The sequence below is a fragment of the Bradyrhizobium sp. Ken64 genome (assembly GCF_055807555.1).
On sequence record NZ_JBVVPA010000001.1, the window covers coordinates 308280 to 326662 of the forward strand.

An 18383-nucleotide genomic window follows, 5' to 3' on the forward strand; every position below is an offset into this window, starting at 1 on the left:
ATGACGCGGCAGATGGTACTGGTCGGCTTCCTTCAGGCCCAGAACTGCACGAATTTGCCGAGTTCATGGCGCCATCCGGACTCGCGCGACGATTCGATGTCGGCGGACTATTATCAGGAGATCGCTAAAATCCTCGAAGCCGGCAAGTTCCACATGGCCTTCTTCGACGACCGGCTGGCGATGCCGGACCGCTACGGCAACGATCACGCCCACACCGTCGAATACGGTATCCGCTGCGTGAAGATGGACCCGCTGATCGTGCTGACAACGATGGGCATGGTTACAGAGAAGCTCGGGTTGGGGGCGACCGGCTCGACGACTTATTTCGAACCTTTCGACATCGCCCGCCGCTTCGCAACGCTCGACCTGATGTCCGGCGGACGCGCCGGGTGGAATGTCGTCACCTCGCTCAACGACGGCGAAGCACACAACATGGGGCGCGACTCTCATCCCGAACATGATTCCCGCTACGACAAGGCCGACGAGTTCATGGAGGTCGTGCTCGGCCATTGGGACACCTGGGAAGACGGCGCGCTCATCATGGACAAGACGAGCGGCCGCTTTGCCGATCCAGCCAAGGTGAAGCGGCTCGATCACAGGGGCCCATTCTACAGGTCGCGCGGTCCCTTCACCGTACCGCGCTCGGATCAAGGCCATCCCGTGATCATCCAGGCTGGTGCGTCCGGCCGCGGGCAACGCTTTGCAGGACGATGGGGCGAGGTGATCTTTACCGCCGCACGCAACCTCGCCGCCGCCAAGGAAGGCTATGCGTCCGTGCGTAATGAGGCCGCGAAAGCCGGCCGGGATCCGGAGGCGATGTTCCTCTGCAACCTCACGACACCGGTCTGCGCCGCGACCAAGGCCGAGGCCGAAGACAAGATGGCGCTGATCAACAAGCTGCCGCTGCAGATCGACGCGCTGTCGCTACTGGCCGAAGCGCTCAATTACGATTTCGCCTCCAAGGATCTCGACGAGCCGCTGACGACGGAAGAGTTGAAGAGCATGCAGGGCATTCTGGGCATCCGCGACGGCGTGCTCAAGAACTCCGGCAAGAGCAATCCGAGCGCGCGCGATTTCGTCACCTTCTCCGGCCGCGGCCAGGTCCAGGATGCGATGGTTGGCGGCCCCAAGGAGATCGCGGACAAGCTCGAAGAAATGTTCGTCGAGCGCGGCTGCGACGGTTTTGTCATCGCCGCGACCTATGTGCCCGGCTCCTATGCCGATTTCGTGCAACATATCGTCCCGGAATTGCAGCGGCGAGGATTGTTCCAGAAGGAATATCGCGGCAAGACGCTGCGGGAAAATCTCGGGCTCAAGCGGCCGGCTGCCGGCGACTGGAAAGTGGAGCCGCGCGATGCCGTGGAATAACAACGGAGACACGGCATGCGCTGGCTGAAATTCACCGCCGCGGACAAGATGTCCTGGGGAATCGTCGAGGGTGACCAGGTCATCGCCGTCGATGGCGATCCCTTAGGCGAATGGCAGCGCACCTCGCGCACGCATCCGCTGTCGCAGGTTAGAATCGAGCTGCCGCTGATTCCGCGCACCTTCTACTGCGTCGGCCTGAACTATCTGAAGCACCTGAAGGAGGCCGCCGACAAGCGCGGGGAGGTGCCAGCGGTGCCGGACAGACCCGAGATCGGCTATCGCGCCCAGAATGCGCTGATCGCACATGACGAGGAGGTCGTGATCCCGTCCTTTGCGACGGACAAGATCCACTACGAAGGCGAACTCGTCGTCGTCATCGGCAAGAAGGTCAAGCATCTCACCAAACAGAATGCCATGGATTGCGTGTTCGGCTACACCATCGGCAACGACGTCAGCGAACGCAGCTGGCAGAAGGCCGACCGCAGCCTGTGGCGATCGAAGAACGCCGACACGTTCAAGCCGATGGGCCCGTGGATCGAGACCGAAGCCGACCTCGCCAAGATGGAAACGATCGTCCGGGTCAACGGCAAGGAGACCAACCGCTTCCACACCAACGACATGATCTTTGGCGTGGTGCCGTTCCTGGTCGAGCTGACCAAATACTTTACGCTATGGCCGGGCGATGTGATCTGGATGGGCACGGACGGACCCTCGCCTGACATCAAGCACGGCGACGTCGTGGAGATCGACATCACCGGCATCGGCACGCTGCGGAACAGGTTCGTGCGGGAAGAGCGGTGATCCTCATCCTGAGAGGGTGAGGCGGCAGATTTGAACACGCCGCAGCTCAAAACGGCAGGGCCACGCCCGTCTTGATCTCTTTCAGCACGACATTGCTTCTCACATAGCGAATGCCGGGAATGCGGAACATGAAGTCGTCGAGGAATCTGTTGTAGGCCGCCATGTCCTGCACGACGACGCGCAAATGGTAATCGGCATCGCCCGTGGTCGCAAAGCACTCCAGCACCTCACGCCGCGTGGTCACCCGCGCGACGAACTCGTCGACGAATTTTGCGTCGTGCCGTTCCAGCGAGACGTGGAGGATCGCGGACATCGCAAAGCCGGCCTGCTCGCGCGCGACCAGGGCCGCATAGCCCCGGATGGCACCGCTCTCCTCCAGCGCGCGCACCCGGCGCCAGCATGCCGAGGTGGACATGCCGACCGCGTCGGCGAGCTGCTGGTTGGTGGCGCGGCCGTCCTTCTGAAGGAAGGCGAGAATCCGCGCATCCTGGTCCTCGATCATGGAAGCCACCAAAATGGATTATTCGACCTGAATATATATTAGATTGGATAATTCTACCAGAATTGGCGCAATGTTCGGAAAGATAGGTAAGACCTACCAGTCGCCCAGGCCTACCCTTCTCCTATCCGGCAAGGATGCCGCGGGAGGTCCGCATGGACGCCAAATCGTCACTCGACGCCTACGAGCTTTCCGACCGCTACGATCGCCAAGAAGGCCGCGTTTTCCTCACGGGCACGCAGGCCATCGTTCGCATCGCGCTCGACCAGGTGCGGCGCGACCGTGCCGCCGGACTGAACACGGCAGGCTTCATCTCGGGCTATCGCGGCTCGCCGCTCGGCGGCATCGACCTCGAACTGTGGCGCATCCAGGAGCGACTGAAGCCGGACCGCATTGAATTCCTCCCCGCAGTGAACGAAGACCTTGCCGCAACCGCCGTACTCGGCTCGCAACAGGTCGAGACGCAGGCTGACCGCGAGGTCGATGGCGTGTTCGGGCTCTGGTACGGCAAGGGCCCCGGCGTCGATCGCTCCGGCGATGCGCTGAAACACGGCAACGCCTACGGCTCCTCGCCGCATGGCGGCGTTCTGGTGGTTGCCGGCGACGACCATGGCTGCGTCTCGTCCTCGATGCCGCACCAGTCCGACGTCGCCTTCATGAGCTGGTTCATGCCGACACTCCACCCCGCAAGCGTCAGCGAGTACCTCGAATTCGGTGAATATGGCTACGCTCTGAGCCGCTTCACCGGCATGTGGGTCGGCTTCAAGGCGATCTCGGAGATCGTGGAATCCGGCGCCTCCGTCGCGCTGCGCCCGCCGCGCGTCTTCCACACGCCGGACTTCGCGCCGCCGCCAGGCGGCCTGCACTATCGCTGGCCCGATCTGCCGGGCCCACAGATCGAAGAGCGGTTGGAGGCGAAGAAGCATGCGGTCTATGCCTTCGCAAAGGCCAATCCGATCGATCGTCACATCTACGACATCCCAGGCGCCACCTACGGCATCGTCACCACAGGCAAGGCACATCTCGATCTGATGGAAGCACTGCGGTTGATGGGTCTTGACGAAGCGGCCTGCCGCAGCATCGGCATCGACATCTACAAGGTCGGCATGGTCTGGCCGCTGGCGCTGCATGACGCGATGGCGTTCGTGAAGGGCAAGCGCGAGATCCTCGTGGTCGAGGAGAAGCGCGGCATCATCGAAAGCCAGTTCAAGGAATATTTTTACGATTATCCGGGCGAAAAGCCCGAGCGCATGGTCGGTAAGCACGACGAGACCGGCGCACGGCTGATCTCCTGGATCGGGGAATTGTCGCCGCGTGCGCTCGCCGGGGTACTCGCACGCCGGCTCGATCCGATGTTCCCAGGCCTCAATCTCGCCGCACGCGCAGCCGGTTTGATGCCCGAGGCCGCGCGCACGATCAACGTCTCTGGTGCAACGCGCACGCCCTATTTCTGTTCGGGATGCCCGCACAATACATCGACAAAGGTGCCCGAGGGATCGAAGGCGCTGGCAGGCATCGGCTGTCATTTCATGGCGAGCTGGATGGACCGCGAGACATCGTCCCTGATCCAGATGGGAGGTGAAGGCGTGAACTGGGCCGCCTCCTCACGATTCACCGGTAACAAGCACGTTTTCCAGAATCTCGGCGAAGGCACCTATTATCATTCGGGTTCGATGGCGATCCGGCAGGCGATCGCGGCCAAAGCCAACATCACCTACAAAATCCTGTTCAACGATGCCGTCGCGATGACCGGCGGCCAACCCGTCGACGGCCCGATCAGCGTCCACGCTATCGCGCACAGCGTCCGCGCCGAGGGCGTTGCGCGCGTCGCGCTGGTGTCGGACGATCCAGCGCAATTTTCGCCAGGCGATCTTCCGGTCGGCGTGTCCATCCATCCGCGCGAAGAGATGGACAGCGTGCAGCGCGAGCTGCGCGATATCCCCGGCGTCTCCGTGCTGATCTATCAGCAGACCTGCGCGACGGAGAAACGGCGGCGCCGCAAGCGTGGACAGATGGCCGACCCCAAACGCTTCGCCTATATCAACGATCTCGTCTGCGAGGGCTGCGGCGACTGCTCGGTCGAATCCAACTGCCTCAGTGTCGAGCCGAAGGAGACGCCCTTTGGCCGGAAGCGCCGGATCAACCTCTCATCCTGCAACAAGGACTTCTCCTGCCTCAACGGGTTCTGCCCGAGCTTCGTCACCATCGAGGGCGCGAGGCGCCGGAAGAAGGGCGCGAGCCGGATCGACGCGGTCGGCCACGCGGCCACGCTTCCCTTGCCCGCGCCCGCAACGCTCGACCGTCCCTATGATCTGCTCATCACGGGCGTCGGCGGCACCGGCGTGATCACGGTCGGCGCGCTGATCGGCATGGCGGCGCATCTCGAACGAAACGGCGTCTCCGTGCTGGATTTTACCGGCTTTGCGCAGAAATTCGGTCCCGTGCTGAGCTATATCCGCCTGGCCGCCTCGCCCGAAGCGTTGCATCAGGTCCGTATCGACCAGGGCGCGGCCGATGCGCTGATCGGTTGCGACCTCGTCGTCAGCTCCTCGCCGAAGGCGTCCGGCACCTATCGGAAAGGCACGCGCGCCGCGGTCAACACCGCAGAGATGCCGACCGGCGACGTCGTCCGCTTCCGCGATGCAGATCTCGCCTCACCCGCCCGCCTGCGCGCGATCGGCCAGGTGATCGGCGACGGCAATCTCGACACCATCAACGCCAATGCGCTGGCCGAGCGCCTGCTCGGCGATGCCGTCTATGCCAACATCGTCATGCTGGGCTTTGCCTGGCAGCACGGGCTGCTGCCGGTCTCGCTGTCGGCGCTGTTGCGCGCGATCGAGCTCAACGGCGTTGCGGTCGAAAGCAACAAGCAGGCCTTTGCCTGGGGCCGGATTGCGGCCGCCGATACCGACTTCTTTCCGAAGGTGGACGGAGCGCCGAAGGCCGAGACCCTCGACCAGCTGATCGACCGCCGCGCCGACTTCCTCACGGCCTATCAGAACGATGCCTATGCAGCGCGTTATCGAGCGCTCGTTGCAAATGTTCGCAATGCCGAAGCCAAACTGAATAGCGAGGGGTTGACCGAGGCGGTCGCGCGCGCGCTGTTCAAGCTGATGGCTTACAAGGACGAGTACGAGGTGGCGCGGCTGCACATGCAGGGTGGGTTCCTCGACGAGTTGAAAGACGAATTCGAAGGCGACTTCAGCATCCAATATCACCTTGCCCCTCCGTTCCTGCCGTCGAAGCGCGACGCCCGCGGACGTCCGCGCAAGCGCGCCTTCGGACAGTGGATCCAGACGCCGCTTGCGCTGCTGGCGCGATTGAAGAGATTGCGCGGGACGCCGTTCGATCCGTTCGGCTACACGGCGGAACGGCGCGCCGAGCGGGAACTGATCACCTGGTATGATGGCGTCGTCGAGCGGCTGCTCCGGAGGCTCGACGCGGCGCATCTGCCAAGTCTGGTCGCCATTGCAAAAGCGCCGATGGATATCCGGGGCTACGGGCCGGTCAAGGACGCCGCGATCGGGAAGGTGAAGGCGGAGGTCGAACGGCTGTTCGCCGAGCTCGATGCGCCATCACCTGCAAAGATGCGCGCCTACGGTTGACGGGGCGCCGACGAGGCTTCAGCCTCTGGAGCCGAGGCGCGCCCTGATGGCGCTCCTGCAACCGGGTGACGCCTCATGGATTTCGACCAGTTGACCCTGACCCAGGCTGTGGCCGACCTCCGCGCCGGAAAAATCACGAGCACCGCGCTCACGACGGAAGCTCTCGCTCGCGCCGAGGCCAATGCCGATCTGAATGCCTTCATCGCCCTGGACGAGGCCGGTGCCCTGAAGGCTGCGGCCGCATTCGACGCGGCCGACAACAAGGACAAGCTGCTCGGCGGCGTTCCTATCGTGATCAAGGACAATATTGAGGTCGCGGGGCTCCCCTGCAGCGCAGGAACGCCAGCGCTGCAGCATTACGTTCCGAAGGCGGACGCGCCGGTGGTCGCAAAGCTGCGCGCGGCGGGCGCGGTCATCATCGGCAAGACCAGCATGCACGAGCTCGCCTTCGGCATCTCCGGCTACAACACCGCGTTCAAGACCGGCGCGGAATTCGGCGTGCGCAACGCCTATGACCGCGCCTTGATCGCGGGCGGCTCCTCCTCCGGAACGGGCGCGGCGATTGGCGCGCGGATCGTCGCGGGCGGGCTCGGCACCGACACTGGCGGATCGGTCAGGGTCCCCGCCGCACTGAACGGATGCGCGTCGCTGCGCCCGACGGCCGGACGCTATCCGCAAGCCGGCATCGCGCCGATCTCGCACACCCGCGACACCGCGGGGCCCATGGCAGCGACCATGGCGGATGTCGAACTGCTCGACCGCGTCATTGCGGGTGCCGAAGCCGTTCAGGCAGCCGATCTGAAGCAGATGCGGATTGGCATCGTGCGGTCGATGCTGATCAATCTCGATACCGACACCGAGACCGCCTTCCAGGCGGCGGTCGCGAAACTGAAGGCGCAGGGCGTCACGGTGGTCGAGATCGAAATGCCGCAATTGGCCGAACTCAACGGCCAGGTCGGCTTTCCCGTCGCGCTGTACGAGGCCTATGACGACATGGTGGCCTATCTTGCTCACACCGGCACCGGCATCACCATCGACGCACTGGCGCGGGAGATCGCTAGCCCCGACGTCAAGGGCACCTATGACGGCCTCGTGATCCCGCGCAAGCTGCCTGGTCCAGACAATACGCTGGTCGATGCCGAGCCGATCTATGACGCTGCCATCAGGTCCGCGCGTCCGGCCCTGCAGGCGCTCTACAGCAGGACTTTCGCCGACAACCGGCTCGATGCCATCGCCTTCCCGACCACGCCGCGCGTCGCTATTGCCTCCAATCCCGATTCCAGCAGCCTGGATAATTTCGGCCTGTTCATCCAGAACACCGATCCCGGCAGCAATGCCGGAATTCCTGGAATCCAGATCCCGATTGCGCTCGGCGCGGTCAGCAAGCTTCCGATCGGACTTGAGCTGGACGGCCCGGCCGGAAGCGATCGCCGGCTGCTTGCGATCGGCTTGGCGCTCGACGCCGTGTTCGGGCGATTGCCGCCGCCGCGCCCGTCATGAATACGGATTGATCAGCTTCTGCTGTTCGGCGCTGTACTCCACCAGCATGTCGATGAAGGTCCTGACCTTGGCCGACAGATGATGGCGGTGTGGATAGACGGCGTTCATCGACATCTCGACTGGACGATATTCGGGCAAGAGGCGCACCAGCCGACCGGCCTCGAGATCGTTGCGGATCAGAAATCCGGCCATCAGGCAGACGGCAGCGCCTTCCAGCGCCACCTTTCGCAAGGCCTCACCGCTGTTGGTGATGAAGCTACCGGAGATGCGCACCGATGCCGGTGCGCCCTTGCGATCGAAGAAGCGCCAATCGTCGCCGAACGGATAATTCAAATGGCGCCCGCAATTGTGTGTGGTGAGCTCACCGAGCTTCTGCACGCGACCGTGCTTGTGGAGATAGTCGTGCGAGCAGCACAGCACGTGACGCCAGGTGGCAAGGCTGCGGACGATCAGGCTCGAATCCGGTGGCGAGGTCATGCGCAGAGCAACGTCATAGCCTTCTTCGATGAGGTCGATGTCGGCCTCGCCCATGCGCAGATCGATCTTGAGCTCCGGATAGGCCGACAGAAGTTTCGCCACCACCGGCGCGACGAATGGCACCATGTGCGTGGCGACGTGGATTCGTAGCGTGCCACGCGGCACCGACTGCAATTCGCTCGCGATATCGTCGGCCTGTTTGAGCTCGGCAAGTATCTGGACGCAGCGGTCGTAATAGGCCTTGCCGATGTCGGTGAGGCTGACCTTGCGCGTGGTGCGCTGAAGCAGCCTCACCCCGAGCCGGTCTTCCAGCGCCTGGACGTGATTACTCACCATGGTGGTCGACATGTTGAGCTTGCGGGCTGCTGCAGAGAAGCCGCCGGTCTCGACCACCCGGCTGAAGACTTCGAGACTGGTCAATCGGTCCATGCCGACTGATTATCCGCTCTTGATCGACAATCGCAAGGATTTCCCTCGGATTATCCATCAGATCATCTGGTCCGTGCATGGCGGATGGGTTAGCCGCAATTCCTCGACAGACGCGGCAATTGCTCTGGGGCAGCCGGACCTCCGGCTCCTTAAACCCTAGGCGAAGGCGAGATGGCCGGACCATCCACTCCCAACGGATAATCCTTCCGGTATTTCGCCGATTATCGATCGAGCGAAGAAGACCGATAGTCTCAGCCAGCCGATAGGAGACTGCCATGTCCGAGATGCCCCGCACCGAAAACTTCCAGCAAGCGACTGAGATAACTCAAGCTTCCCTCACGGCGCCGGTGCGTGGTCAGGCTCGGAATATGGTCCGGCGGGCGGCGTTGGTACTCGCGTTCCTCGCGGGCACGGCAGCGATTGTCCATTACGGACACGACTACTGGGTCAACGGCCGTTATCTCGAGACAACGGACGACGCCTATGTGAAGGCCGACTCCACGATCGTGGCGCCAAAAGTCTCGGGCTACATCGCCAAGGTGCTGGTCAGCGACAACGAAAAGGTCAAAGCGGGCCAGGTGCTGGCGAAGATCGACGACCGCGACTTCAAAGCGGCGCTCGACCAGGCCCGCGCCGATGTCGCTGCGGCGGAAGCATCGGTGCGCAACCTCGACGCCCAGCTCGAACTCCAGCAGCCGCTCATCGAGCAGAGCACGGCCGATGTCGCTGCTGCGGACGCGAATCTGAAATTTGCGCAGGAGGAGCGCGCCCGCTACGACGATTTGATGAAGTCGGGCTCCGGCACGATTCAGCGCGCACAACAGACTGACGCTGCGTTGCGCGCCAGCAACGCGCAGCTGCAACATGCCAGGTCGGGCCTCGTGGCCGCGCAACGCAAGGTCGACGTGCTCACCACCCAGCGCGCGCAGGCTACAGCCCAGCTCGAACACGCGCGCGCGGTCGCGGAGCAGGCGACCCTGAATCTCTCCTACACCGAGATCACTGCGCCGGTCGACGGCACGGTCGGCGCCCGCTCACTGCGCGTGGGACAGTTCGTGCAGGCCGGCACGCAATTGATGGCAGTGGTGCCGCTCGATGCGGTCTATGTCGTGGCGAATTTCAAGGAAACGCAGCTCACCCATGTCCGCGCCGGCCAGCCGGTCGAGTTGCACGTCGACAGCTTCCATAACCAGACCCTGCGCGGCCACGTCGATAGCCTGTCGCCGGCGAGCGGGCTCGAATTCGCACTGCTGCCGCCCGACAACGCCACCGGCAATTTCACCAAGATCGTTCAACGGGTGCCGGTGAAGATCGTGCTCGACGACCGCAGCCTGACCGGCCTGCTGCGCCCCGGCATGTCCGCGGTGCCGACCATCGACACCAAACAGGCCGTCATGGCCGAGCGCGAGACGGCAAAGCATCTCGCCGACAACGCGGCCCGTCCTAACGGCGGCTGAAGCCGGAAGGGTCCGGCGGGATTATCAAATCAGGCCGGATGATCCTTCCCAAACTTCGTCGATTATCGAAACCGTCCGCCTAATGCATCCTGTCTCCGTAACCGAGACGAGGCTTCCATGAGCACGCTCCAACGGACCGTCAATACCGCCTCCCCGGCCAATATCCCCGCTCCAGTCGCGGCCCCCGCAACGCCCGCCGTCTCGGCCAAGACCTGGATCGCCGTGATCGGCGCGACGCTCGGCGCCTTCATGGCGGTGCTGAACATCCAGATCGTCAATGCCTCGCTCGCCGATATCCAGGGCGCGATAGGCGCCGGCATCGATGACGGCGGCTGGATCTCGACCTCCTATCTGATCGCGGAGATCGTGGTGATCCCGCTCTCGGGCTGGCTGGCGCAGGTGTTCTCGATCCGCATCTATCTCCTCACCAACGCGGTCCTGTTCCTGGTCCTGTCGGCCGCCTGTGCTCTGGCGCAGGATCTGCCGCAGATGATCGTGCTGCGCGCAGTGCAAGGTTTTACCGGCGGCGTGCTGATTCCGATGGCGTTCACGCTCATCATCACATTGCTGCCGCGCGGAAAGCAGCCGGTCGGCCTTGCGCTGTTCGCGCTGTCGGCGACGTTCGCGCCCGCGATCGGCCCGACCATCGGCGGCTATCTCACCGAGAATTTCGGCTGGCAGTACATTTTCTACGTCAACCTCGTGCCCGGCGCGATCATGGTCGGCATGCTCTGGTACGCACTGGACGCAAAGCCCATGAAGCTGTCGCTGCTGCGCGACGGTGACTGGGCCGGCATTATCACCATGGCGATCGGACTGTCGGCACTGCAGACCGTGCTCGAGGAAGGCAACAAGGACGACTGGTTCGGCTCGCCCTTCATCGTCAAGCTATCTGTCATCGCGGCCGTGGCGCTGACCGCCTTCCTGATCATCGAGCTGACCGTGAAGAAGCCACTCCTGAATCTGCGACTGCTGGTCCGCCGCAATTTCGGCTTCGGCATGCTCGCGAATTTCCTGCTGGGAATCGCGCTCTACGGCTCGGTGTTCATCCTGCCGCAATATCTGGCCCGCATCCAGGGCTACAATGCCGAGCAGATCGGCATGGTGCTGGCATGGACCGGCCTGCCGCAGCTCCTGCTGATCCCCATGGTGCCGCGGCTGATGCAGAAGCTCGATGCGCGGCTCATCATCGGCGTCGGCTTCGTCCTGTTCGCGGCCTCCAACTTCATGAACATCACCATGACCGGCAACTATGCCGCCGATCAATTGCTCTGGCCCAACGTGGTTCGTGCGATCGGCCAGGCGCTGGTGATGGCACCGCTATCTGCGGTGGCGACCGCGGGCATCGAGCCGGAAAACGCGGGCTCAGCCTCCGGCCTCTTCAACATGATGCGCAATCTCGGCGGTGCCGTCGGGATCGCGTTGTTACAGACCTTGCTGACCAAGCGCGAGCAGTATCACTCAAACGTTCTGATGCAGTCGGTCTCGCTGTTCGAGCAGGCGACGCGGACACGGCTGGAACAGCTCACCCAATACTTCGTCAATCACGGCATTCTCGACCGGGCGGATGCATCGCATCGCGCCTATGTCGCGATCGGCCACATCGTGCAGAAGCAGGCCTATATCCTTGCCTTCAGCGACACCTTCTATCTGCTCGGCGTGGCACTGATCGTCGCGCTGTTCGCCACCCTCTTCCTGAAGAAGGCCGGCCACGCCTCGGCCGGCGGCGCCCACTGACGTCAACCCAGCAAGCAAGGAGAACGACCATGAAACCCCGCATGAATTTCTACCAGGCCGCACCCGACACGATGAAAGCCCTGATGGCACTGGAAGAGCAGATCCAGTCGACGGGCCTGGAGAAATCGCTGATCGAGCTCGTCAAGATCCGCGCGTCGCAGATCAACGGCTGCGCCTTCTGCATCAATATGCACACCGAGGACGCCCGCAAGCGCGGCGAGACCGAGCAGCGCATCTATCTCCTCAACGCCTGGCGCGAATCCCCGCTCTACACCGACCGCGAGCGCGCGGCGCTGGCCTGGACCGAATCAGTGACGCTGATCTCCGAGACGCATGCACCTGATGACGTCTACGAGCAGGTCCGCGCGCAATTCTCCGATGCGGAGACGGTGAACCTGACCATGCTGATCGGCGCCATCAATGCCTGGAACAGAATCGCGATCGCGTTCCGTGCGGTTCATCCGGTAAAGGTGAAGGCGTCAGTGGCGTGAGATGCTGACGCATGAGGCCAAACTGCCTCAACACATTCGACTGTCATGCCCCGGCTCGACCGGGGCATCCAGTACGCCGCGGCTTCTCGAGTCCAGCACTCCCGTCACGGAGTACTGGATCGCCCGGTCAAGCCGGGCGATGACACCGAGCGTGTGGCTTAAACCGCCGTCGCCTTGGCGAACTCCACGTAGATCTCGCGCAGCCGCATCGCCATCGGGCCGGGCTTGCCATCGCCGACCTTCTTGCCGTCGATCGCAACCACCGGCTGGACGAACAGCGATGCCGATGTGGCAAAGGCTTCCTTGGCGGCGAGCGCCTCGGCGACCGTGAAGGAACGCTCCTCGATGCGGAGCTGACGCTCTTCCGCCAGCGCCACCACCGCCTTGCGGGTGCAGCCCGGCAGGATCGCGTTGGAATTCTTGCGGGTCACGATGACGTCGTCCTTGGTGAGAATGAACGCCGAGGACGAGCCGCCTTCGGTGACGTAGCCGTCTTCCAGCATCCAGGCTTCGCCCGCGCCGGCCTCGGCCGCGGCCTGCTTCGCCAGCACTTGCGCGAGCAGTGCCACGCTCTTGATGTCGCGCCGCTCCCAGCGGATGTCGGGCACGGTGATCACGTTGATACCGGTCTTGGCCGAGGCTGCGTTGATGATGTCCTTCTCCGACGTGAACATCACCAGGCTCGACTTGACGTCGCCCTTGGGAAAGGCGAAGTCGCGGCCCTTGTCGGCGCCGCGGGTGACCTGGAGATAGACGAGGCCGTTCTCGACCTTGTTGCGCGCGATCAGCTCCTTCTGGAGTTCGGTGATGCGCTCGACCGTCTCGGGCAGCTTCAGCTGGATCTCGCCGACCGAGCGCTCCAGCCGCGTCAAATGTGAGGCATTGTCGATCAGCTTGCCGTCGAGCACGGCCGAGACCTCATAGATACCGTCGGCAAACAGGAAGCCGCGATCGAGGACCGAAATTTTGGCGTCCGAGAGCGGGACGAATGAGCCGTTGACATAGGCGATCGGATCCAAGGCAGGTCTCCTGGGGGAAATGGGATTTTGTGCGCTTATACGCCAGTTGCCGCGGCCGATCACCCCTCTATTCGTCATTCCGGGGCGGCGCGAAGCGACGAGCTTTGATGCGCAATTGCGCATCTGAGAATCCATAGCCACCAGTCGGGGATATGGATTCCCGGACCGCGCCAAGAGGCGCGTCCCGGAGTGACGACAGGATTAATGCGACAGAATTTTCGATAAGAACTTCTGCGCGCGGTCGCTGCGGGGCTTGCCGAAGAAATCGTCCTTGGGGGCGTCCTCGACGATCTCGCCGCGGTCCATGAAGATCACGCGGTTGGCAACCTTGCGGGCAAAGCCCATCTCGTGCGTCACGACCATCATGGTCATGCCCTCATGGGCGAGGTCCACCATGACGTCGAGCACCTCGCTCACCATTTCGGGGTCGAGCGCCGAGGTCGGCTCGTCGAACAGCATGACAATGGGATCCATTGCGAGCGCGCGAGCGATCGCCACCCGCTGTTGCTGGCCACCGGACAGGTTCGCGGGATACTTTTGCGCCTGTTCCTTCAGGCCGACGCGCTCCAGCAGTTGCATGCCTTTTGCCAGCGCCTTGTCGCGCGACCGGTCGAGCACCTTCTGCTGTGCGAGACAGAGATTATCGATGATCTTCAGATGCGGAAACAGCTCGAAGTGCTGAAACACCATGCCGACACGCGAGCGCAGCTTGGGCAGATTGGTCTTGGGATCGTTGACCTTGGTGCCATCGACGCTGATGTCGCCTTTCTGGAACGGTTCCAGCGCGTTGACGCATTTGATCAGGGTCGACTTGCCTGATCCCGACGGGCCGCAGACCACGACCACCTCGCCCTTGGAGACGCTCGTGGTGCAGTCGGTCAGCACCTGGAAGCTCGGGCTGTACCATTTGTCGACGTGGCTGATCTCGATCATGACAGACTCTATCGAATGATGGCGATGCGCGCCTGCAGGCGGCGAACGCCGAAGGACGCAACACAGGAAATGGTGAAGTAGACGATTGCTGCGAACAGATACATTTCGACCAGACGGCCGTCGCGCTGCGCGACCTTGCTTGCCGCACCGAGGAAATCGGTGATCGACAGCACGTAGACCAGGGAGGTGTCCTGGAACAGCACGATGGTCTGCGTGATCAGCACCGGCAGCATGTTACGGAAGGCCTGCGGCAGCACCACGTAGCGCATGGTCTGGGCGTAGGTCAGGCCAAGCGCGTTGGCTGCGGCCGGCTGGCCGCGCGAGATCGACTGGATGCCGGCACGCATGATCTCGGAGAAATACGCGGCCTCGAACATGATGAAGGTGATGAGCGAGGATGCGAACGCGCCGACGCTGATCGGGCGCGACGCGCCGGTCACCCACTGCCCGATATAGGGCACCAGGAAGTAGAACCAGAAGATCACCAGCACCAGCGGCAGCGATCGCATGAAGTCGACATAGACCCCGGCGATGCGGCCCAGGATCTTGAAGCCCGACAGCCGCATCAGCGCGATGGCCGTGCCGAAGATCAGACCGCCGAGCGCCGCAAGCCCCGTGAGCATCAGCGTGAACGTCATGCCCTCGTAAAACAGATAGGGCAGTGCGCGACGGATAACCTCGAAATCGAAATTGCTGAACATGGTGCTATTTCCCCGTGATGTAGCCGGGGATCGCGACGTAGCGCTCGAGGAAGCGCATTGCGGTCACGACGACGGCGTTGACGAGGAGATAGAGAAGGGTCGCGGCGGTGAAGGCCTCGAACACCTGGAACGAGAATTCCTGCATCGAGCGCGCCTGTCCAGTCAGCTCAAGCAAGCCGATGGTGATGGCCACAGCCGTGTTCTTGATGGTGTTGAGGAACTCGGACGTCAGCGGCGGCAGGATGATGCGGAACGCCATCGGCAGCAAAATGTAGCGATAAGCCTGCAAAGTCGTCAGGCCGAGCGCGGTCGCCGCCATCTTCTGCCCGCGCGGGAGCGATCCGATGCCGGCCTGCAACTGCACGGCGACGCGCGCCGACATGAAGAAGCCGATGCCGATCGCCGCCGTCCAGAACGGCGCATTCGGCAGCTGCTTCAGCCAGAGGCCGGCAGATTTCGGCAGCAGTTCCGGCAGCACGAAGAACCACAGGAAGAGCTGCACCAGCAGCGGCATGTTGCGGAAGAATTCGACATAGGCAAAGCCGAACCAGTACGCCCCCTTCGACGGCAGCGTGCGCATCACGCCGACGATCGATCCGGTGATCAGTGCAATGATCCAGGCGAGCGCACCCGTCTTGAGGGTCAGCACCAAGCCCGACAACAGCATGTCGAGATAGGTGCCGGTGCCCATCGGGTTCGGCTGGAAAAAGATTCCCCAGTTCCAGTTATAGTTCACGTGTCCCCCGCGCGAACGCGCCAGCCATCGATGTCCCGGCGCCTATGCAAATGTCCGGCCACTCTCCCTCCAGAATGGCCGGAATATGCTGCCTCTCCCCGCAAGCGGGGGAGAGGCGAACAACTCAGCTTACTTATAATCGTCCGGGTTCGGCGAGTCCGTCGGCTTGGCAAATTCGTTCTTCAGCTCGGCCGAGATCGGCGTGTTGAGATTCAGGCCCTTCGGCGGGATCTTCTGCGTGAACCACTTGTCGTAGATCTTCTGGCCCTCGCCGGAGGTGTAGAGCGCAGCTGTCGCCGCGTCGACAACCTTCTTGAAGGCCGCGTCGTCCTTGCGCAGCATGATGCCGTAGGGCTCAGGCTTGGAGAACGCGTCCTTGGAGATGACGTAGTCAGCGGGCGACTTCGAGCCGGCAACGAGGCTCGCGAGCAGGATGTCGTCCATCACGAAAGCCACAGCGCGGTCGGTCTCGACCATCAGGAAGGCTTCGGCGTGGTCCTTGGCCGGGATGATGTTTGCGCCGAGGCTTTTTGCAACATTGGCCTCGGTGAGCTGCTTGATGTTGGTGGTGCCGGCGGTCGAGACCACCGTCTTGCCCTTGAGATCGTCGATCGCCTTTAGGCCGCTCGACTTCTTGAAGACGTAGCGGCTGGCGGTCAAATAATGGGTGTTGGTGAAGGCAACCTGCTTCTGGCGCTCGGCATTGTTGGTGGTCGAGCCGCATTCGAGGTCGATGGTGCCGTTCGCCATCAGCGGGATCCGGGTCGCCGAGGTTACCGGATTGAGCTTGACCTCGAGCTTGTCGAGCTTGAGCTCCTTCTTCACGGCGTCGACGATCTTGTAGCAGATGTCCATCGCGAAGCCGATGGGCTTCTGGTTGTCGTCGAGATAAGAGAACGGGATCGAGGAGTCGCGGAAGCCGAGCGTAATGGCGCCGGTGTCCTTGATGTTCTTCAGCGTACCGGTCAGCTCCTCGGCCCCGGCCTGGCTGACGGCGAAGGTCGCGGCGAGCGCGAGGCCGATGCTACGGAAATGTTTCACTTTTTGGTCCCCTTTCAGGATGATGCCGGCGGGATGCAAGCACAAATTGGATTGGAATAGAATGTGACTTTTGGCTGGATCGCGGCTCCGGTTAACGGCTCAGGCCGGCGGGCGCGTTAGCGGGCTTGTTAGCGCGCTTGGCAATTCCCCGAGATCCCAGAACAGGCCGGCCATCACCGTCAAGGCCTCTTCGGTCAATGGCAGCAGGATGTGCTCATTGGGCGCATGCTGGGAGCAGCCGGGATAGGAGTGCGGCACCCAGATCGTCGGCAGGCCCAATATCTCGGAAAACACGTCATTGGGCAGCGAGCCGCCGAAATTCGGCAGCACGGCCGGCGGCTTGCCTGTGGTCTCCTTCACCGAATTCGCCGCCCATGTGATCCAGGGGCTGTCGAAATCGGTGCGCGATGCCGCGAAGCTCTGTGCGGCCCGCACTTCGACCATCGGAAAACCCCTTTCGACCAGGTGCGCACGGACGGCTTCGATCAGGCCGTCGACCTTGGTGCCGACCACGAAACGCAGTTGCAGCACGGCATTGGCGTGGCCGGGAATGGCGTTGGCCGGCTTCTCGATATTGCCCGACGACATCGCCAGCACTTCGAGCGTGTTCCAGGCATAGAGCCGCTCGGCCGCCGAAAGACCCTCCTCGCCCCAATTCTCGGCCAACGCCGGCTCGTCCTCGGTCGGCACCACCTGCACGTCCGCAAGATAGCTGCGGATCTGGTTGGTGAGGCGCGGCGGCTTCAGCGCGTCCAGCTGAAGGCGGCCGTGGCCGTCGACCAGCGTCGAGATCGCGTTGACCAGAATGGTCGCGGGGTTGGCGAGCACGCCGCCCCAATTGCCGGAGTGATGGCCGCCGTCGCGAAGGTTCACATCGAGATGAATGCGGATGCCGCCACGGCAGCCGAGGAACAGGGTCGGACGGTCAGCGGACAGGCGCGGCCCGTCGGAGGCCATGAACAGATCGGACTTGAGCGCATCGCGATTGAGATCGCAGACCTTGCCAAGATCCGGCGAGCCGATCTCCTCGCCCATCTCAAGGATGAACTTGGCGTTGAAGCCGAGCCTGCCGCCGCGGGCCTCGCGCACCGCGCGAAGCGCGGCCATGTTGATGCTGTGCTGGCCCTTGTTGTCGGCGGTGCCGCGGCCGTAGACTCGCATGCCCGAAACCGTGGTGCGCCAGGGATCGCGGCCGTCGCGCCACTCGCCTTCCATGCCGTCGACGACATCGCCATGGCCGTAGATCAGCACGGTCGGCGCCGTCTCGCTCTCGTGGTGCTCGGCGAACAGGAACGGCGCCTTGCCGCTGGGAGATTCGATCATCCGGCTTTCGAAATCGAGCGCGGCGAAAGCGGGCACCATCTCCTGTTCCAGATAGGCGCGCAGCTCGACACTCCGGTTCGGATTCTGGCTCTCGGTCCGGTAGGCGACGCGGCGGTCGAGTTCGGCGAGGAACGCGCCCGATTTGAAATCGTCACGGGCGCGGGCGATGGCATCGGCTCTGGTCATTATTTTCTTTTTAGGTTGCGAGGCGAAGGAGCATACCCGATACGGGCAGGCCTCCGAAAGTGGCGGGGACTTCGATAGTC

Annotated in this window: 15 protein-coding genes; 7 read left to right on the forward strand and 8 right to left on the reverse strand. The window is 63.0% G+C overall.

Annotated elements, in window-relative coordinates:
* The gene (locus AC0L2F_RS01540) at positions 1-1368 is read left to right on the forward strand and encodes an LLM class flavin-dependent oxidoreductase (RefSeq protein ID WP_473247257.1); all 1368 of its coding nucleotides are present in this window, start codon (positions 1-3) and stop codon (positions 1366-1368) included.
* Positions 1369-1383: 15 nt separating this feature from the next.
* Complete coding sequence (locus AC0L2F_RS01545) at positions 1384-2169, forward strand: fumarylacetoacetate hydrolase family protein (protein ID WP_473247258.1); 786 nt, start codon at positions 1384-1386, stop codon at positions 2167-2169.
* Between the two features lie 46 nt (positions 2170-2215).
* Here the strand turns inward: AC0L2F_RS01545 and AC0L2F_RS01550 are convergent, their stop codons facing one another.
* Positions 2216-2671 carry an Lrp/AsnC family transcriptional regulator gene (locus tag AC0L2F_RS01550; RefSeq protein WP_027520474.1) on the reverse strand — a complete coding sequence of 152 codons (456 nt, stop codon included), beginning with the start codon at positions 2669-2671 and terminating at the stop codon, positions 2216-2218.
* A 152-nt stretch (positions 2672-2823) separates the two neighbouring features.
* Between AC0L2F_RS01550 and AC0L2F_RS01555 the strand changes: the two genes are divergently transcribed.
* Positions 2824-6273 carry an indolepyruvate ferredoxin oxidoreductase family protein gene (locus AC0L2F_RS01555; RefSeq protein WP_473247259.1) on the forward strand — a complete coding sequence of 1150 codons (3450 nt, stop codon included), beginning with the start codon at positions 2824-2826 and terminating at the stop codon, positions 6271-6273.
* 75 nt (positions 6274-6348) lie between these two features.
* Positions 6349-7773, forward strand: coding sequence for an indoleacetamide hydrolase (gene iaaH / locus AC0L2F_RS01560; RefSeq protein ID WP_473247260.1), 1425 nt, complete (start codon positions 6349-6351; stop codon positions 7771-7773).
* Here iaaH and AC0L2F_RS01565 read toward each other — a convergent pair.
* Positions 7768-8679 carry a LysR family transcriptional regulator gene (locus tag AC0L2F_RS01565; RefSeq protein WP_473247261.1) on the reverse strand — a complete coding sequence of 304 codons (912 nt, stop codon included), beginning with the start codon at positions 8677-8679 and terminating at the stop codon, positions 7768-7770. The genes iaaH and AC0L2F_RS01565 overlap by 6 nt on opposite strands.
* 275 nt (positions 8680-8954) lie before the next feature.
* Between AC0L2F_RS01565 and AC0L2F_RS01570 the strand changes: the two genes are divergently transcribed.
* The 3 genes from AC0L2F_RS01570 to AC0L2F_RS01580 all read left to right on the forward strand — a co-directional run bounded on the left by AC0L2F_RS01570 (position 8955) and on the right by AC0L2F_RS01580 (position 12364).
* The gene (locus AC0L2F_RS01570) at positions 8955-10136 is read left to right on the forward strand and encodes an HlyD family secretion protein (protein ID WP_473247262.1); all 1182 of its coding nucleotides are present in this window, start codon (positions 8955-8957) and stop codon (positions 10134-10136) included.
* 117 nt (positions 10137-10253) lie between these two features.
* Complete coding sequence (locus AC0L2F_RS01575) at positions 10254-11873, forward strand: MDR family MFS transporter (protein WP_473247263.1); 1620 nt, start codon at positions 10254-10256, stop codon at positions 11871-11873.
* 29 nt (positions 11874-11902) lie between these two features.
* Entirely contained in the window at positions 11903-12364 is a 462-nt protein-coding gene (locus tag AC0L2F_RS01580) for a carboxymuconolactone decarboxylase family protein (RefSeq protein WP_007615070.1), read from the forward strand.
* 158 nt (positions 12365-12522) lie between these two features.
* Here the strand turns inward: AC0L2F_RS01580 and AC0L2F_RS01585 are convergent, their stop codons facing one another.
* From AC0L2F_RS01585 to AC0L2F_RS01610, 6 genes are all read right to left on the reverse strand, one after another.
* On the reverse strand, positions 12523-13383 hold the full coding sequence (locus AC0L2F_RS01585; RefSeq protein WP_473247264.1) for a D-amino-acid transaminase: 861 nt from the start codon (positions 13381-13383) through the stop codon (positions 12523-12525).
* Between the two features lie 201 nt (positions 13384-13584).
* Positions 13585-14316 (reverse strand): amino acid ABC transporter ATP-binding protein, encoded by a 732-nt coding sequence (locus AC0L2F_RS01590; protein WP_007615073.1) that lies wholly within the window; start codon positions 14314-14316, stop codon positions 13585-13587.
* Between the two features lie 8 nt (positions 14317-14324).
* Complete coding sequence (locus AC0L2F_RS01595) at positions 14325-15017, reverse strand: amino acid ABC transporter permease (RefSeq protein WP_007597029.1); 693 nt, start codon at positions 15015-15017, stop codon at positions 14325-14327.
* 4 nt (positions 15018-15021) lie between these two features.
* Positions 15022-15753 (reverse strand): amino acid ABC transporter permease, encoded by a 732-nt coding sequence (locus AC0L2F_RS01600; protein WP_063994005.1) that lies wholly within the window; start codon positions 15751-15753, stop codon positions 15022-15024.
* 129 nt (positions 15754-15882) lie between these two features.
* Complete coding sequence (locus tag AC0L2F_RS01605; RefSeq protein WP_035975248.1) at positions 15883-16794, reverse strand: amino acid ABC transporter substrate-binding protein; 912 nt, start codon at positions 16792-16794, stop codon at positions 15883-15885.
* Positions 16795-16893: 99 nt separating this feature from the next.
* Positions 16894-18303: a M20 family metallopeptidase gene (locus tag AC0L2F_RS01610; protein ID WP_473247265.1), complete on the reverse strand. Its 1410-nt coding sequence runs from the start codon at positions 18301-18303 to the stop codon at positions 16894-16896.
* Positions 18304-18383 lie beyond the last annotated feature (80 nt).

Bases quoted from the DNA above. Each gene is read 5' to 3' on its own strand.
- AC0L2F_RS01545 (WP_473247258.1), top strand. From the start codon at position 1,384: ATGCGCTGGCTGAAATTCACCGCCGCGGACAAGATGTCCTGGGGAATC.
- iaaH (WP_473247260.1), top strand. From the start codon at position 6,349: ATGGATTTCGACCAGTTGACCCTGACCCAGGCTGTGGCCGACCTCCGC.
- AC0L2F_RS01540 (WP_473247257.1), top strand. From the start codon at position 1: ATGACGCGGCAGATGGTACTGGTCGGCTTCCTTCAGGCCCAGAACTGC.
- AC0L2F_RS01555 (WP_473247259.1), top strand. From the start codon at position 2,824: ATGGACGCCAAATCGTCACTCGACGCCTACGAGCTTTCCGACCGCTAC.
- AC0L2F_RS01550 (WP_027520474.1), bottom strand. From the start codon at position 2,671: ATGATCGAGGACCAGGATGCGCGGATTCTCGCCTTCCTTCAGAAGGAC.
- AC0L2F_RS01570 (WP_473247262.1), top strand. From the start codon at position 8,955: ATGTCCGAGATGCCCCGCACCGAAAACTTCCAGCAAGCGACTGAGATA.
- AC0L2F_RS01575 (WP_473247263.1), top strand. From the start codon at position 10,254: ATGAGCACGCTCCAACGGACCGTCAATACCGCCTCCCCGGCCAATATC.
- AC0L2F_RS01590 (WP_007615073.1), bottom strand. From the start codon at position 14,316: ATGATCGAGATCAGCCACGTCGACAAATGGTACAGCCCGAGCTTCCAG.
- AC0L2F_RS01580 (WP_007615070.1), top strand. From the start codon at position 11,903: ATGAAACCCCGCATGAATTTCTACCAGGCCGCACCCGACACGATGAAA.
- AC0L2F_RS01595 (WP_007597029.1), bottom strand. From the start codon at position 15,017: ATGTTCAGCAATTTCGATTTCGAGGTTATCCGTCGCGCACTGCCCTAT.
- AC0L2F_RS01610 (WP_473247265.1), bottom strand. From the start codon at position 18,303: ATGACCAGAGCCGATGCCATCGCCCGCGCCCGTGACGATTTCAAATCG.
- AC0L2F_RS01565 (WP_473247261.1), bottom strand. From the start codon at position 8,679: ATGGACCGATTGACCAGTCTCGAAGTCTTCAGCCGGGTGGTCGAGACC.